The organism is Actinomycetes bacterium, from assembly GCA_036510875.1.
Taxonomy (GTDB): Bacteria; Actinomycetota; Actinomycetes; order Prado026; family Prado026; genus DATCDE01.
The window spans coordinates 1-14,936 of record DATCDE010000313.1 but is presented as its reverse complement, the minus strand read 5'-3'; the positions used below and the strand labels follow the sequence as shown (position 1 = coordinate 14,936).

The following is a 14,936-nucleotide window of genomic DNA, read 5'->3' as shown; positions in this document are numbered from 1 at the left end:
AGCGGCTACCGGCGGCTCGCAGTTCTCGGTCAGTGAGGCGTTCAACTGGGGCTGGGCGAAGTTTCAGCAGAACGCAGGCGTCATCATCGTCGCGGCCCTGATCTACTTGGTCGCGATCGCGGTCGTCTACTTCGTCTGGATCCTCATCGGCAGCGCGATCTTCACCAGCAAAGCGTCGATCTCGGTCAACCAGACCACCGGGCAGATCAGCACGACGGGCGGCACCGGGTTCTTCATGACCCTGCTGTTCAGCGCCATCTCCGCGGGTATCTTCTTCGTGCTGTTCGCCTTCCTGCAGGCGTCCGTCATCCGGGGCGCCCTGGCCATCGCGGACGGCAAGAAGCTCGACCTCGGGATGATGTTCAAGACCGACGACCTGGGCGTGGTCCTGGTGGCCGCCCTGATCGTCGGCGCCCTGTCCCTGGTTGGCGTCCTGGCCTGCTACGTGGGCACGATCGTGGTGTCGTTCTTCACCGCGTTCTACCTGTTCTTCGTCCTGGACAAGAAACAGGGCGCCTGGGAGTCGGTGAAGTCCAGCTTCAGTCTGGTCAGCAAGAACATCGGCAACGTGATCGTGCTGATCATCGGCGTCTTCATCGCCTACTTCATCGGCGCGATCCTCTGCGGCATCGGCCTCATCGTCACCGTCCCGGTGGCGCTGCTGGCTTTGACGTACGGTTACCGCCGGCTGCAGGGCGACCCGATCGCCGCCTGACAGATCCCTAACCGTCGCTCGTTGACGGCAGCAGGCCCGCGTCGAAGCAGCTGCGGGTCCCGGTGTGGCAGGCGACGCCGTCCTGGTCGACCGTGACCAGGATGGCGTCGCCGTCGCAGTCCAGGCGCACCTCGCGGACCCACTGCACGTGGCCCGAGGTGTCGCCCTTGCGCCAGTACTCCTGCCGGCTGCGGCTCCAGTAGACGACCCGGCCGGTCGTGAGGGTCCGGTGCAGGGCCTCGTCGTCCATCCAGCCCACCATGAGCACCTCGCCGGTGTCCCACTGCTGGGCCACGGCGGCCACCAGTCCGTGCTCGTCCCGCTTCAGCCGCGCGGCGATGGCCGGGTCGAGGGAGGACGGGCGGGCGGTGCCGGCGGCGGACATGCCGGCCATTGTCCCCGACCGCCGGCGCGGGCGGGCGACGGTCGCCGCAGGCACATAACCTGGGGGCATGACCTCCTTCGCCCAGTCCGAGCGCGCCGCCCTGTCCGAGCTGTTCCTTAAGGTGGGCCCGGACGCCCCCACCCTGTGCGAGGGCTGGGACGCCCGTGACCTCGCCGCCCACCTGGTGGTGCGCGAGCGCCGGCCGGACGCCGCCGTGGGCATCGTGGTCAAGCCGCTGGCCGGTCACCTGGACTCGGTGCAACGCGGCCTGGCGCAAGGCGACTACGACCGGCTGGTGGCCACGGTCCGCTCCGGCCCGCCGTTCCCGCTGACGCTGGTGGACGCGCAGATCAACACCGCCGAGTACTTCGTGCACCACGAGGACGTCCGGCGCGCCCAGGAGGGCTGGGAGCCGCGGGACCTCGACCCGAGGCTCGAGTCGGCGCTGTGGAAGATCCTGAAGATGCGGGGTCGGATGCTGTTCCGGCACTCCTCGGTGGGGGTCGCGCTGCGAAGGCCGGACGGCGCGACCCACGTCGCCAAGGGCGGAGAGCCCATGGTCACCCTGGTCGGACCGGCCAGCGAGCTCCTGCTCTACGCGTTCGGGAGGAGCGGGCACGCGCGGGTGACCGTCGAGGGCGACCCGGACGCAGTGAGCGCTTTCCAGGGCACCGAGCTGGGGCTGTAGGAATGATCAGCGCACCGGTAGCCCGGCGTCGCGCAGGGCGGCCTTGACCTCGCCTATCCGCAGCTCTCCGAAGTGGAAGACACTGGCCGCGAGCACCGCGTCCGCTCCCGCCCCCACAGCGGGGGCGAAGTCGTCGACCCGCCCGGCCCCGCCGCTGGCCACGATCGGCACCGTGACGACCCCGCGAACCGCGCTGATCAGCTCGAGGTCGTAGCCGTCCTTGGTGCCGTCGGCGTCCATCGAGTTGAGCAGGATCTCCCCCGCTCCCAGCTGCGCGGCGCGGGCGGCCCACTCGACCGCGTCGATGCCCGTGCCCTGGCGGCCGCCGTGCGTGGTGACCTCGAAGCCGGAGCCGGTGCGGGTGTCCCCGGTCACCCGCCGGGCGTCCACGGACAGCACGACCACCTGGTTGCCGAACCGGTCGGCGATCTCAGCGATGAGCTCCGGCCGGGCGATGGCCGCGGTGTTAACGCCGACCTTGTCCGCGCCGGAGCGCAGCAGCCGGTCCACGTCCTCGACGGTGCGGACCCCGCCGCCGACCGTGAGCGGGATGAAAACCTGCTCGGCGGTGCGGCGGACCACGTCATAGGTGGTCGCGCGGTCGCCGCTGCTCGCGGTGATGTCGAGGAAGACCAGCTCGTCGGCGCCCTCGGCGTCGTAGGTCCTGGCCAACTCGACCGGATCGCCCGCGTCGCGCAGGTCGAGGAAGTTGACCCCCTTGACGACGCGGCCCGCATCGACGTCGAGGCAGGGGATCACTCGGACGGCGACCGGCATGACGATCAGCGTAGGTGCAGCGGCGGATCGGCGCGGAACGCCTCCACCTCGACCTCGACGAGCATCCGCGCGTCGACGAACCCCGCGACGGCGACCATGGCGGCCGCCGGCCGTACGGTGCCGAACAGCTCCGCGTGGACACGCGCGTCCGGCACGACCACCTGCCGGATGTACATGCGGGTGCGGACCACATCGGCCAGCTCGAACCCGGCCCGCCGCAACGCGTCCAGGGCCACCCCGAAGGCGGTCCGGGCCTGGCCGGCCGGGTCGCCCTCGTGGACCACGACCCCGTCAACGGTGGCCGTGCACCCCGCCGTCCAGGCGTGGCCGCCCGCCACGACCACGCGGGAGTAGCCGACGAGGTCCTCCCAGGGGCCGCCGCTGCCGTGCCGCTCGACCGCGGTCACGCCGAGACCAGGGCCAGCGCCTGCTCCAGGCTGAACGCCCCGGCGTAGAGCGCCTTGCCCACGATGGCGCCCTCCACGCCGAGCGGCACCAGCTCGGCGATGGCGGTCAGGTCGTCCAGCGAGGACACCCCGCCGGAGGCCACCACCGGTCGGTCGGTGCGGGCGCAGACGGCGCGCAGCAGGTCCAGGTTCGGCCCGCGCAGGGTGCCGTCCTTGGTCACGTCGGTGACGACATAGCGGGCGCAGCCGTCCCGGTCGAGGCGGTCGAGCACCTCCCACAGGTCACCGCCCTCCTGGGTCCAGCCCCGGGCGGCCAGCGTGGTGCCGCGCACGTCTAGGCCGATGGCGATCCGGTCACCGTGCTCGGCGATGGCAAACGCGCACCAGGCCGGGTCCTCGAGCGCTGCGGTGCCGATGTTCACCCGGCTGCAGCCGGTGGCCAGCGCCGCGGCCAGGGAGTCGTCGTCGCGGATCCCGCCGGACAGCTCCACGCAGACGTCCAGCCGGCCGACCAGCTGGGCCAGCAGCTCGCGGTTGGACCCCCGGCCGAACGCGGCGTCCAGGTCGACCAGGTGGATCCACTGCGCGCCGGCCCGCTGCCAGGCCAGGGCCGCCTCCAGCGGGTCGCCGTACCCGGTCTCGGTGCCCGCCGCGCCCTGGACCAGGCGGACCGCCTGGCCGCCGGCGACGTCCACCGCGGGCAGGAGTACGAGCGACATGGTCAGGACCTCCGGTCGTCGAGCAGCACGAGCAGCACGGGCGCGAACAGCAGGGACAGGCCCAGGACGGCCAGCCGCGGGTACCACGAGTCCAGCAGCAGGAACGAGCCCACCTGGACGAGGACGACGCCCAGGACGACGAGCGCCCGGCGCTGCCGCCGCCGGGACTCCAGCACGCCGCGCGGCCGGGCCACCCGCACCCGCTGCGGCAGCGTGCCGCGCAGCGCCTTCCTGCGGGCCGCCCTCGCCGCCTCCCGGTGATCCCGCTCGGCGGCGGCCGCCTGGGTCCGCGCGCGAGCGGCGTCCTGCTCGGCCCGGCGCTGTGCCCGAGCCTTGCTCATCGCAGCGTCCGGACCCAGTTGGCCAGCAGCGTGGCCCCCGCGTCACCGGACTTCTCCGGGTGGAACTGGGTGGCGCACAACGGGCCGTTCTCGACGGCGGCCACAAACGGCTCGCCGTGCTCGGCCCAGGAGACCAGCGGGGAGGCGACGCTGTCCCCCGCCGCCAGCTCCCAGCGCCGGACCGCGTAGGAGTGCACGAAGTAGAACCGCTCCTGCTCCACCCCCGCGAACAGGGTGGAGCCCTCGGGCACGGTCACCGTGTTCCAGCCCATGTGGGGCAGCACCGGTGCGTGCAGCCGCTCGACGACGCCCGGCCACTCCCCGCAGCCCGGCGTGTCGACCCCGTGCTCCACGCCATGGTCGAACAGCACCTGCATGCCGACGCAGATGCCGAGGACGGGGCGCCCGCCGGCCAGCCGGCGTCCGATCACCTGCGGCCCGTCGACCGCTCGCAGCCCGGCCATGCAGGCGGCGAAGGCGCCAACACCGGGGACGACGAGCCCGTCGGCCTCCAGCGCCAGCGACCGGTCGGCCGTGACGGTGACGTCGGCCCCGGTACGGGCCAGCGCCCGCTCGGCCGAGCGCAGGTTGCCCGAGCCGTAGTCGAGCACGGCCACCCGCGGCGCGCTCTCGACCGAGAGCATCTACAGGCTGCCCTTGGTGGACGGCACGCCGGTCACCCGCGGGTCCAGCGCCACGGCGTCGCGCAGCGCCCGCGCGACCGCCTTGAACTGCGCCTCGACCACGTGGTGGGCGTTGCGGCCGGACAGCACCCGCACGTGCAGGCAGACCTGGGCGCTCGCCACGAACGACTCCCAGACGTGCCGGGTCAGCGTGGTGTCGTAGCTGCCGATCAGCTCCACCAGGTCGGGCTCGGTGTGCCCGAGGTACGGCCGCCCGGACAGGTCGACAGCGGCCTGAACGAGCGTCTCGTCCAGCGGCACGAGCGCGTCGCCGAACCGGCGGATCCCGGCCTTGTCGCCGAGCGCCTCACGCAGCGCCTGACCGACCGCGAGGGAGGTGTCCTCCACCGTGTGGTGGGCGTCGACCTCGAGGTCCCCGGTGGTCCGCACGGTCAGGTCGAACCCACCGTGCCTGCCCAGCTGGGCCAGCATGTGGTCGTAGAACGGCACGCCGGTCGCGACGTCGGTGCTGCCGGTCCCGTCCAGGTCGAGCTCGACGAGGACGTCGGACTCCTTGGTGACGCGCTGCACGCGGGCCGAACGGCTCACGGGGTGACCTCCTTGAGGGCGGTGCGGAAGGAGTCCATCTCCTCGGGGGTGCCCACGCTGACCCGCAGCCAGCCGTCCGGGCCGGTCTCCCGGACGAGCACGCCGCGGTCCAGCAGACCCTGCCAGACTCGGTGCCGGTCGGGGAACGTCCCGAACAGCACGAAGTTGGCGTCCGAGTCGGCCACCGTGAAGCCGCCGCCCCGCAGCCAGTCGACCAGGGCGTCCCGCTCCTCGCGCAGCGCGTCGACGGCGGCCAGCAGCTCGCCGGAGCGGCCCAGAGCGGCCGTGGCGACCGCCTGGGTCACCGCGGACAGGTGGTAGGGCAGCCGCACCAGCCGGACGGAGTCGACGACGGCCGGCGAGGCCACCAGGTAGCCCAGCCGGGCTCCGGCCAGCGCGAACGCCTTGCTCATGGTGCGGGTGACGACCAGCCGCGGCTGGTCGGGCAGCAGGGTCAGCGCGCTGGGCGTGCCGGGCCGCCGGAACTCCGCGTACGCCTCGTCCACCACGACCAGCCCGGGCGCCGCCGCGCACACCGCCCCGACGACGTCCAGCGGCAGCGCCGTGCCGGTCGGGTTGTTCGGCGAGGCCAGCAGCACGACGGCCGGCTGGTGCTCGCGGACGGCGGCCACGGCCCGATCCGGGTCGAGGGTGAAGTCCGGCTCCCGGTCGGCCGTGACGTACCCGGTGAACGTGTCGCGGCAGTAGTCCGGGTACATCGAGTAGGTCGGGGCGAAGCCCAGCGCCACCCGGCCCGGCCCGCCGAAAGCCTGCAGCAGCTGCAGCATGACCTCGTTCGAGCCGTTGGCCGCCCACACCCGTTCGACCGGGACGGCGACGCCCTCGCGGTCGGACAGGAAGCCGCCGAGCGCCCGCCGCAGCCCGGTCGCCTCCCGGTCGGGGTAGCGGTTGAGCCCGCCGGCCACCGCCGCGACCGCCGCGGCGATGTCGGTCACCAGGGCGGCCGACGGCGGGTACGGGTTCTCGTTGACGTTCAGCCGCACCGGGACGTCCAGCTGCGGCGCGCCGTAGGGGGTCCGCCCCCGCAGGTCGTCGCGCAGCGGGAGGTCGTCGAGGCCGGCCATCAGGCGTCCCTGGGCACGCGGATGCGCACGGCGTCCACGTGCGCCGCGAGGTCCTCGGCCCGGCCGAGCGCGTCGATGTGCCCGGCCACCGCGGCCAGCGCGGCCCGGTCGTACTCCACCACGTGGATGCCGCGCAGGAACGACCCGACCGACAGCCCGCCGGAGTGCCGGGCCGTGCCGCCCGTGGGCAGCACGTGGTTGGAGCCGGCCAGGTAGTCGCCCAGGCTCACCGGGGCGTACGGACCCACGAACACCGCGCCGGCGTTGCGCACCCGGGCGGCCCGCTGCGCGGCGTCCCTCGTGATGACCTCCAGGTGCTCCGCGGCCCACTCGTCGACCACCCGCAGCCCCTGGTCGAGGTCGTCGACCAGGGCCATCGCGCTCTGGTTGGCCAGCGCCGTGCGCACCCGCTCCTCGTGCCGGGTGGCCGGGACCTGCTTGGCCAGCTCGGCATCGACGGCGTCCAGCAGCTGCTCGCTGTCGGTGACCAGCAGGCAGGAGGCCTGCGGGTCGTGCTCGGCCTGCGCCACCAGGTCGGCGGCCACGGCGGCCGGGTCGGCCGAGTCGTCGGCCAGGATGCCGATCTCGGTGGGCCCGGCCTCCGCGTCGATCCCGACGACACCCTTGAGCAGCCGCTTGGCGGCTGCCACGTAGACGTTGCCAGGGCCGGTCACCAGGTCCACCCGGGGGCAGCTGGCCGTGCCGTAGGCGAACATCGCGACCGCCTGCGCCCCGCCGACGGCGTACACCTCGTCGACCCCGAGCAGCGCGCAGGCCGCGAGGATCGCCGGGTGCGGCAGCCGGCCGTACTCGGGGTGCGGCGGCGAGGCCACCGCGAGCGACTCGACGCCGGCCACCTGGGCCGGGACGACGTTCATGACCACGCTGCTGGGGTAGGCGACCAGGCCGCCCGGCACGTAGAGACCCACCCGGCGGACCGGGACCCAGCGCTCGGTGACCCGCGCGCCCGGCGCCACGTCGACCGTGACGGCGCCCCGCAGTTGGGCCGCGTGCACCAGCCGGGCCCGCCGGATCGCCTCCTCGAGGGCGGCCCGCACGGCGGGGTCGAGGTCGGCCAGGGCCTTCTCCAGGACCGCCACGGGCACCCGCAGCTCGTCCAGCTGGACCCGGTCGAAGCGCGCGGTCCACTCCCGCACGGCGTCGTCGCCGCGGGCCCGGACGTCGGCACAGATGGGGCGCACCGACTCCACCGCGGCCGCCACATCGAACAGGGCGCGGGGCAGCACGTCCCGTGGGTCCACGGTGGAGCCGCGCAGGTCGAGGCGGGAGATCATCCACCCAGTCTACGAAGGCGGCCCTGGCGCCCCCGGCCTATGGTGGGCCGATGGCCGAGCGGATCCCGCTGTTCCCGCTGGGGACGGTGCTGTTCCCCGGGGTGGTGCTGCCGCTTCGGATCTTCGAGGAGCGGTACCGGCAGCTGCTCGCGGACCTGCTCGACCGGCCCGAAGCGGAGCAGGTGTTCGGCGTGCTGGCCATCCGGGAGGGCCGCGAAGTCGGGGCCGACGGCGTCCGCAGCCTGTACGAGGTCGGCTGCACGGCGCGGCTGCGGCTGGTGGAGCCGACCGAGGACGGCAGCATCCGGGCGGTCACCAGCGGCGCGCGACGGTTCCGGCTGCTGTCACTGGACCCCTCCACCGCGCCGTACCCGACCGCGCGGGTCGAACCGCTGCCCGAGCCCCTGGGCGAGTGCCCGCCGGCCCTCGCGGACGCCGTCACCCGGCTGTTCCTGCAGTACCGGGCCGAGCTGCTCGGGGTGGACGCGGCCATCGAGCTGCCGGCCGACCCGGGGCGGCTGGCCTACGTCGTCGCGGCGTCCCTGCTCATCGGGATCGCCGACCAGCAGCGCCTGCTGGCCGCCCCGGACGTCGGCGCCCGGCTGCGTGCCGAGCAGGCCCTGATGCGCCGGGAGCGGGCGATCGCGGCCAACCTGCCCAGCGTGCCCGGCGTGAACCTCCCCCGATCGCCGCCGGCACCCAACTAGGGTCGGCGACCGTGGCCGGAACTCCCGCGACGGTGGCCCTGACCCGGGCCAAGGTGCCCTTCACCGAGCACGCCTACGCCCACGACCCGGCGGCCGGGTCGTACGGGCTCGAGGCGGCCGCCGCGCTCGAGGTGACCCCCGCGCGGGTGTTCAAGACCCTGCTGGCCCGGGTGGACGGCGCGCTGACCGTGGCCGTCGTCCCGGTGAGCGGCCAGCTGGACCTCAAGTCGCTGGCCGCGGCGGCCGGCGGCAAGCGGGCCGAGATGGCCGACCCGAAGGACGCCGAGCGGGTCACCGGCTACGTGGTGGGCGGAATCAGCCCGGTCGGCCAGCGCAAGGCGCTGCCCACGGTCGTGGACGCCACGGCATCGGGGTTCCCGACCGTGTTCGTCTCCGGGGGACGCCGGGGGCTGGACATCGAGCTGGCGCCCGCGGACCTGGTGCGGTTCACCCGAGCGACGGTGGCTCCGATCGGTCGGCCCGGCTGACCGGCCCGGACGGGAACAGCAGGTCCGGGACCACCCAGGCGAGCAGGGCGAGCAGCGGCTCGACGACCAGGGCGCCGTGCATGCCCAGCCGCAACGGGACGTCGACGAGCGAGCCGACCGGCAGCTTGGCGGCCGCGGCCAGGTCGACCCGGCCCAGCCAGGAACCGACGCCCCAGCCGAGCGCGGCCCCCGCCGTGCCACCGAGGGCGAGGCCCAGGACGGCCGAGTAGCCGCTGCTGCGGGCCAGCCACCAGGTGAGCAGCCCGGCCGCCAGGCCGACCGCCCCGGTGAGCAGGACGAACCACGCGTCGGAGGCGATGAACTGCTGCGGCTGCGGGTCGACGAAGAAGCCGCCGTCCTTCTGGATCCGCAGCTGGGCGACCGGCGCGACCAGCCACCACAGCACCCCGACGGGCAGGCCGAGCGCGGTGAGCCCGCCGACCAGGACGACGAGGACCCGCAGCGCGCGCCCGGCTGCGACCCGCGGCGGGGCCGCCGGCACGACGTCGGGTGTGATCACCCGGGAACCCTACGGCCGGGTCCGCCCGCGTGCCGCACGGGATGGCCGGGTGTCAGGCGATGCTGCCGGGGCCGAGCAGCGCCTTGAGGTCGCCGAACAGGGCCGGGCTCGGAGTGACCCGCAGCCGGTCGTCGAGGCGCATGACTGTGGTGCGGCCGCTGGCCTGCAGCTGCAGGTGCACCTCGGTGACCCCCGGATGGGTGGCCAGCACCTCCTTGAGCCGGTCCACCACGGGGGGCACGCACCGGTTCACCGGCAACGTGATCACGACCGGGCCGCGCGGCCCGTCGGAGAGGTCCGGCACGGTGACCTCCATGGCCACCAGCCGCGGGACGTCCTCGCGCTTGTCCAGCCGGCCGCGGACCACGACCACGACGTCCTCGGCCAGCTGGGTCGCGACCAGCTGGTAGGTCTGCGGGAAGACCATGACGTCGATGACGCCCTCGAGGTCCTCGAGGGTGGCGATCGCCCAGGAGTCGCCGCGCTTGGTCACCTTGCGCTGCAGGCCGGTGATCAGCCCGGCCAGCGTGACCGGAGCGCCGTCCGAGCGGTCGTCGTCGCCCATGATCTCGGCGATCGAGCAGTCCGCGGCCTGGGCGAGCACGTGCTCCAAGCCGAACAGCGGGTGGTCGGAGACGTACAGGCCGAGCATGTCCCGCTCGTGCGCGAGCAGCACCGACTTCTCCCACTCCCCCATCGGGATGGTGAGGTCCAGGCCGAACGGCTTGGCGCCCACGTCGTCGCCGCCGAACAGGTCGAACTGGCCGATCGCCTCGGCCCGCTTGGTCTCCAGGACAGCGTCGATGGCCTCGATGTGGACGGCGACCAGGCCGCGCCGGGTGTGGCCCAGCGAGTCGAAGGCGCCGGCCTTGACCAGGGACTCGACCACCCGCTTGTTGCAGGCGTTGGCGTCGACCTTGGCCAGGAAGTCGGCGAAGTCGCCGAACCGGCCCTTGGCCTTGCGGGTGGCGATGATCGAGGCCACCACGTTCTCGCCCACGTTGCGGATCGCCGACAGCCCGAACCGGATGTCGCTGCCCACCGCGGTGAAGTTGGAGTCCGACTCGTTGACGTCGGGGGGCAGCACCTTGATGCCCATCCGGCGGCACTCGCCGAGGTACAGCGCGCTTTTGTCCTTGTCGTCCTTGACGGAGGTGAGCAGCCCCGCCATGTACTCGGCCGGGTAGTTGGCCTTGAGGTACGCCGTCCAGTAGGAGACCAGGCCGTAGCCGGCCGTGTGCGCCTTGTTGAACGCGTAGTCGGAGAACGGGACCAGGATCTCCCACAGCGTCTTGATCGCGGCGTCGGAGTAGCCGTTCGCGCGCATCCCCTCGGAGAACGGGATGTACTCCTTATCGAGAATCGCCTTCTTCTTCTTGCCCATGGCCCGGCGCAGCAGGTCGGCGGCGCCGAGGCTGTAGCCGGCCAGCTTCTGGGCGATCGCCATGACCTGCTCCTGGTAGACGATCAGCCCGTAGGTGTCGTCCAGGATGTCGGCCAGCGGCTCGGCGAGCTCGGGGTGGATGGGGACGACCGGTTTGCGGCCGTTCTTGCGGTCGGCGTAGTCGTTGTGCGCGTTCGCGCCCATCGGGCCAGGGCGGTACAGGGCAAGGACAGCGGAGATGTCCTCGAAGTTGTCCGGCTGCATCGCGCGCAGCAAGGAGCGCATCGGGCCGCCGTCCAGCTGGAACACCCCGAGGGTGTCGCCGGTGGACAGCAGCTCGTAGGTCGGCCGGTCGTCGAGCGGGAGCTCCTCGAGGACGAGGGTCTCACCGCGGTTGACCGCGATGTGCTCAAGGCAGTCGTCGAGCACGGTGAGGTTGCGCAGGCCCAGGAAGTCCATCTTGAGCAGTCCGAGCGCCTCGCAGGCCCCCATGTCGAACTGGGTGATGATCGCGCCGTCCTGCTCGCGGCGCTGGATCGGGATGACATCGAGCAGCGGTTCGGCGCAAAGGATCACGCCGGCCGCGTGCACGCCCCACTGCCGCTTCAGGCCCTCCAGGCCGCGCGCGGTGTCGACGACCTTGGCGACGTCCGGCTCGGTCTCGTACAGCTGGCGGAACTCGGCGGCCTCGCCGTACCGGGGGTTGCTCTCGTCGAAGATCCCGGACAGCGGGACGTCCTTGCCCATGACCGCCGGCGGCATCGCCTTGGTGATCCGGTCGCCGAGGGCGAAGGGGTAGCCGAGCACCCGGGCGGCGTCCTTGACCGCGGCCTTCGCCTTGATCGTGCCGTAGGTGATGATCTGGGCGACCCGCTCCTCGCCGTACTTCTCGGTGGCGTAGCGGATCATGTCGGCGCGCCGGCGCTCGTCAAAGTCCATGTCGATGTCGGGCATGGACACGCGCTCGGGGTTGAGAAACCGCTCGAACAGCAGACCGTGCTTGATCGGGTCCAGCTCGGTGATGCCCAGCGCGTAGGCGATGAGCGCGCCGGCCGCGGAGCCGCGGCCCGGGCCGACCCGGATCCGGTTCTCCTTGGCGTAGCGGACGAGGTCGGCGGTGACCAGGAAGTAGCCGGGGAAGCCCATCTGGCAGATGACGCCGACCTCGTACTCGGCCTGCTTGCGGTGCGACTCGGGGACGCCGCCGGGGAACCGGGCGGCCAGCCCCCGCTCGACCTCCTTGACCAGCCAGGACTCCTCGGTCTCCCCTGCCGGGACCGGGAACCGCGGCATCAGGTTGCGTCCCTCCGCGAACTCGATGGCGCACCGCTCGGCGACCAGCAGCGTGTTGTCGCAGGCCTCGGGCAGCTCCCGCCACACCTCGCGCATCTCGGCCGGGGACTTGAGGTAGAAGTCGCGGGCGTCGAACCGGAACCGGTTCGGGTCGGCCAGGGTCTTGCCGGTCTGCACGCACAGCAGCGCCTCGTGGGCGTCGGCGTGCGACGCGTGCGTGTAGTGCAGGTCGTTGGTGGCCAGCAGCGGCAGGTCGAGCTCGGCTGCGATCCGCAGCAAGTCGGCGTGGGTGGACTTCTCGATCGCCAGGCCGTGGTCCATGACCTCGACGAAGAAGTTGTCCCTGCCGAGGATGTCGCGGTAGTTGGCCGCGGCAGCGAGTGCCTTGTCGTACTGCCCGACCTGCAGCCAGCGGTTGACCTCGCCGGAGGGGCAGCCGGTGGTGGCGATGATCCCCTTGCCGTAGGTCTCCAGCAGCTCACGGTCGAACCGGGGCTTGCGGTAGGACCCCTCGAGGCTGGCCAGGCTGGACAGCCGGAACAGGTTGTGCATGCCCTGGGTGGTCTCGGCCAGCAGGGTCATGTGGGTGTACGCCTGCTTGCCCTTGCCCATGCCCTCGGTGCCGGCCTCGCCGACGTTCACCGCGGCGGAGCCGAACTCGAACGGCTGCCGGTCGAACCGGCTGCCGATGGGGACGTAGTAGCCCTCCATGCCGATGATCGGCTTGACCCCGGCCGCCTTGGCCTTCTTCCAGAAGTCGTAGGCGCCGTACACGTTGCCGTGGTCGGTCATGGCCAGGGCGGGCATCTGCAGCCGCGCGGTCTCGGCGAACAGGTCGTCGAGGCGGGCCGCGCCGTCGAGCATGGAGTACTCGGTGTGCACGTGCAGGTGCACGAACGAGTCACCCATGGATGCGAGACCTCCCAGCTGCGGGCTGCGGCAGCCGGGGGAAGGCGGCGCGGCCGTGCCAGTTCGGAACCGACTGTAGCCCGCCCGGCGACAGGCTCCGACCCCGACACCCTGAGTCGGTCAGGGTGAGGACGACGGACAGCTCGTCCGCACCCTGACAGGTCTCAGCCGCGGGAGACCAGGGCGGTGAGGACGTCGTACTGGGGGTCCTCCAGCGCGATGCCGGCGGCCGCCAGGTTCTCCTCGAGGTGCTCCAGCGACTTGGTCCCGGGGATCGGCAGGATGGCCGGCGAGCGGCGCAGCAGCCAGGCCAGGGCCAGCTGGCCGGGGCTGTGGCCGGTGGTGCGCGCCATCGCGTCCAGGATGCCGCCGGGGCGGGCCAGCGTGCCGTTCGCGAACGGGAACCACGGGATGAACGCGATGCCCTCGCGCTGGCAGTGGTCCACCAGGTCCTCGGCCGCGCGGTGGCCGAGGTTGTACAGGTTCTGCGCCGAGACGATCGGCGCCACCACCCGGGCCGCCTCGAGCTGCGCCACGGTGACCTCGGACAGCCCGATGTGGCGAATCTTGCCGGCGTCCTGCAGGTTCTTCAGCGCCCCGACCTGGTCCTCCAGCGGCAGCCGGTTGTCGACCCGGTGCAGCTGGTACAGGTCGATGGTCTCCACCCGCAGCCGGCGCAGGCTCATCTCCACACACTGGGTGAGGTACTCGGGCAGGCCGATCGGGTGCCACTGGTCCGGACCGGTGCGGGCCAGCCCGCCCTTGGTGGCGATGGTCACCCCGTCGTAGGGGTGCAGCGCCCGGGCGATGAGCTCCTCGGACACGAACGGCCCGTAGGAGTCGGCGGTGTCGATGAAGTCGACCCCCAGCTCCACCGCCCGGCGCAGCACGGCGACGGCCCCCTCGGGGTCGGCCGGGGGTCCCCAGATGCCGGGGCCGGTGATCTGCATCGCGCCGTAGCCGAGCCGGGTGACCGTCAGATCGCCGCCGAGGGTGAACGTTCCGCTGGCGGCCGCCGGCCGCGGGCAGGGCTGGGTCATGGCCCCATCCTCCCTGCCCTGGCCGGGCACCGCCGACCGGGGCGGGCTACAGCAGCCGGGTCATGTGCCGGTGCGGTATGCCGGCGTCGTCGAAGACCGCACCGTGCGCGCCATAGCCGAGCCGCTCGTAGAACGCGACGGCGTGGGTCTGCGCGCCCAGGTACATCACCAGCAGGCCGCGCTCGCGGGCCCGCGCCTCGATCGCCCGGACCAGGACGGCGCCCAGGCCGGTGCCGCGTACCTCGAGGGAGACGGCCAGCCGCCCCAGGTGGGCCACCTCCCCGAGCCCCGGGTCGACCCCCTCGAACCCGGGCGGCTCGACGACCAGCCGACCGGCCCCGACCGGCTGGTCCTCGACCCGCACCAGGAAGTGGTCGGCCGTCGCGTCCCGTTCGTCCTGCTCCAGGTCGACCGGGACGTCCTGCTCGACCACGAACACCTCGCGCCGGACGGCCAGGGCGGCCGTGACGTCGTCCGGGGCGGTGACCCGCTCGACGGTCAGCCGGCTCACGACTCCGCTCGCAGCGTCTCCAGCGCCGCGGCCAGGTCGGCCGGGTACGCCGAGGTGAACGCGACCGGCAGCCCGGTGGCCGGGTGATCGAAGGCCAGCCGGACGGCGTGCAGCCACTGCCGGGTCAGACCGAGCCGGGCCGCCAGCACCGGGTCCGCGCCATAGGTCAGGTCGCCCACGCAGGGGTGCCGCAGCGCCGCCATGTGCACCCGGATCTGGTGGGTGCGACCGGTCTCCAGGTGGATCTCCAGCAGGCTGGCCGCGCGGAACGCCTCGAGCGTCTCGTAGTGCGTGATGCTGGCCCGGCCGCCGGCCACGACCGCCCACTTGTAGTCGTGGGTCGGGTGCCGGTCGATCGGGGCGTCGACGGTGCCGCGGGTCGGGTCGGGGTGCCCCTGCACCAGGGCGTGGTAGGTCTTGTCGACCGTGCGCTCCTTGAA

The 14,936-nt window shown here is 72.9% G+C and carries 18 protein-coding genes; 4 read left to right on the top strand and 14 right to left on the bottom strand.

Annotation, left to right across the window (positions count from 1 at the left end; all coding sequences use genetic code 11):
• Positions 1–715 (top strand): hypothetical protein (locus tag VIM19_18180; GenBank protein HEY5186779.1); only part of this gene is annotated, 715 nt, incomplete at its 5' end.
• A 7-nt stretch (positions 716–722) separates the two neighbouring features.
• On the opposite strand, the gene hisI is transcribed toward VIM19_18180, so the two are convergent.
• A complete protein-coding gene (hisI, locus tag VIM19_18175; GenBank protein ID HEY5186778.1) occupies positions 723–1,109 on the bottom strand; it encodes a phosphoribosyl-AMP cyclohydrolase in 387 nt (128 codons plus the stop codon).
• Positions 1,110–1,167: 58 nt separating this feature from the next.
• Here hisI and VIM19_18170 point away from each other — a divergent pair, with 58 nt between their 5' ends.
• The gene (locus VIM19_18170) at positions 1,168–1,788 is read left to right on the top strand and encodes a TIGR03085 family metal-binding protein (protein ID HEY5186777.1); all 621 of its coding nucleotides are present in this window, start codon (positions 1,168–1,170) and stop codon (positions 1,786–1,788) included.
• A gap of 6 nt (positions 1,789–1,794) precedes the next feature.
• On the opposite strand, the gene hisF is transcribed toward VIM19_18170, so the two are convergent.
• The 8 genes from hisF to hisD are packed head-to-tail and all read right to left on the bottom strand — an operon-like array spanning position 1,795 to position 7,644.
• Entirely contained in the window at positions 1,795–2,565 is a 771-nt protein-coding gene (gene hisF, locus VIM19_18165; protein ID HEY5186776.1) for an imidazole glycerol phosphate synthase subunit HisF, read from the bottom strand.
• A gap of 5 nt (positions 2,566–2,570) precedes the next feature.
• The gene (locus tag VIM19_18160; GenBank protein ID HEY5186775.1) at positions 2,571–2,972 is read right to left on the bottom strand and encodes a Rid family hydrolase; all 402 of its coding nucleotides are present in this window, start codon (positions 2,970–2,972) and stop codon (positions 2,571–2,573) included.
• Positions 2,969–3,691, bottom strand: a complete 723-nt coding sequence (gene priA / locus VIM19_18155; protein HEY5186774.1) for a bifunctional 1-(5-phosphoribosyl)-5-((5-phosphoribosylamino)methylideneamino)imidazole-4-carboxamide isomerase/phosphoribosylanthranilate isomerase PriA — start codon at positions 3,689–3,691, stop codon at positions 2,969–2,971. The genes VIM19_18160 and priA overlap by 4 nt, the downstream gene beginning before the upstream one ends.
• Before the next feature lie 2 nt (positions 3,692–3,693).
• Positions 3,694–4,032: a hypothetical protein gene (locus VIM19_18150; GenBank protein ID HEY5186773.1), complete on the bottom strand. Its 339-nt coding sequence runs from the start codon at positions 4,030–4,032 to the stop codon at positions 3,694–3,696.
• Complete coding sequence (gene hisH, locus VIM19_18145) at positions 4,029–4,676, bottom strand: imidazole glycerol phosphate synthase subunit HisH (GenBank protein ID HEY5186772.1); 648 nt, start codon at positions 4,674–4,676, stop codon at positions 4,029–4,031. The genes VIM19_18150 and hisH overlap by 4 nt, the downstream gene beginning before the upstream one ends.
• A complete protein-coding gene (hisB, locus tag VIM19_18140; protein ID HEY5186771.1) occupies positions 4,677–5,264 on the bottom strand; it encodes an imidazoleglycerol-phosphate dehydratase HisB in 588 nt (195 codons plus the stop codon).
• On the bottom strand, positions 5,261–6,349 hold the full coding sequence (locus VIM19_18135) for a histidinol-phosphate transaminase (protein HEY5186770.1): 1,089 nt from the start codon (positions 6,347–6,349) through the stop codon (positions 5,261–5,263). Before VIM19_18135 ends, hisB begins: the two co-directional genes overlap by 4 nt.
• A complete protein-coding gene (gene hisD / locus VIM19_18130; protein HEY5186769.1) occupies positions 6,349–7,644 on the bottom strand; it encodes a histidinol dehydrogenase in 1,296 nt (431 codons plus the stop codon). The genes VIM19_18135 and hisD overlap by 1 nt, the downstream gene beginning before the upstream one ends.
• A 50-nt stretch (positions 7,645–7,694) precedes the next feature.
• Here hisD and VIM19_18125 point away from each other — a divergent pair, with 50 nt between their 5' ends.
• Positions 7,695–8,351: an LON peptidase substrate-binding domain-containing protein gene (locus VIM19_18125; GenBank protein ID HEY5186768.1), complete on the top strand. Its 657-nt coding sequence runs from the start codon at positions 7,695–7,697 to the stop codon at positions 8,349–8,351.
• Positions 8,352–8,362: 11 nt separating this feature from the next.
• Entirely contained in the window at positions 8,363–8,839 is a 477-nt protein-coding gene (gene ybaK / locus VIM19_18120; protein HEY5186767.1) for a Cys-tRNA(Pro) deacylase, read from the top strand.
• Here ybaK and VIM19_18115 read toward each other — a convergent pair.
• From VIM19_18115 to VIM19_18095, 5 genes are all read right to left on the bottom strand, one after another.
• The gene (locus tag VIM19_18115) at positions 8,799–9,359 is read right to left on the bottom strand and encodes a hypothetical protein (GenBank protein HEY5186766.1); all 561 of its coding nucleotides are present in this window, start codon (positions 9,357–9,359) and stop codon (positions 8,799–8,801) included. The two genes, ybaK and VIM19_18115, sit on opposite strands and share 41 nt — an antisense overlap.
• A gap of 52 nt (positions 9,360–9,411) precedes the next feature.
• Positions 9,412–12,945 (bottom strand): DNA polymerase III subunit alpha, encoded by a 3,534-nt coding sequence (gene dnaE, locus VIM19_18110; GenBank protein ID HEY5186765.1) that lies wholly within the window; start codon positions 12,943–12,945, stop codon positions 9,412–9,414.
• A 164-nt stretch (positions 12,946–13,109) separates the two neighbouring features.
• On the bottom strand, positions 13,110–13,985 hold the full coding sequence (locus tag VIM19_18105; GenBank protein HEY5186764.1) for an aldo/keto reductase: 876 nt from the start codon (positions 13,983–13,985) through the stop codon (positions 13,110–13,112).
• Between the two features lie 46 nt (positions 13,986–14,031).
• Positions 14,032–14,496, bottom strand: a complete 465-nt coding sequence (locus VIM19_18100) for a GNAT family N-acetyltransferase (GenBank protein ID HEY5186763.1) — start codon at positions 14,494–14,496, stop codon at positions 14,032–14,034.
• Positions 14,493–14,936, bottom strand: a 444-nt coding sequence (locus VIM19_18095; GenBank protein ID HEY5186762.1) for a pseudouridine synthase, incomplete at its 5' end; no start/stop codon positions are given. The genes VIM19_18100 and VIM19_18095, both read right to left, overlap by 4 nt.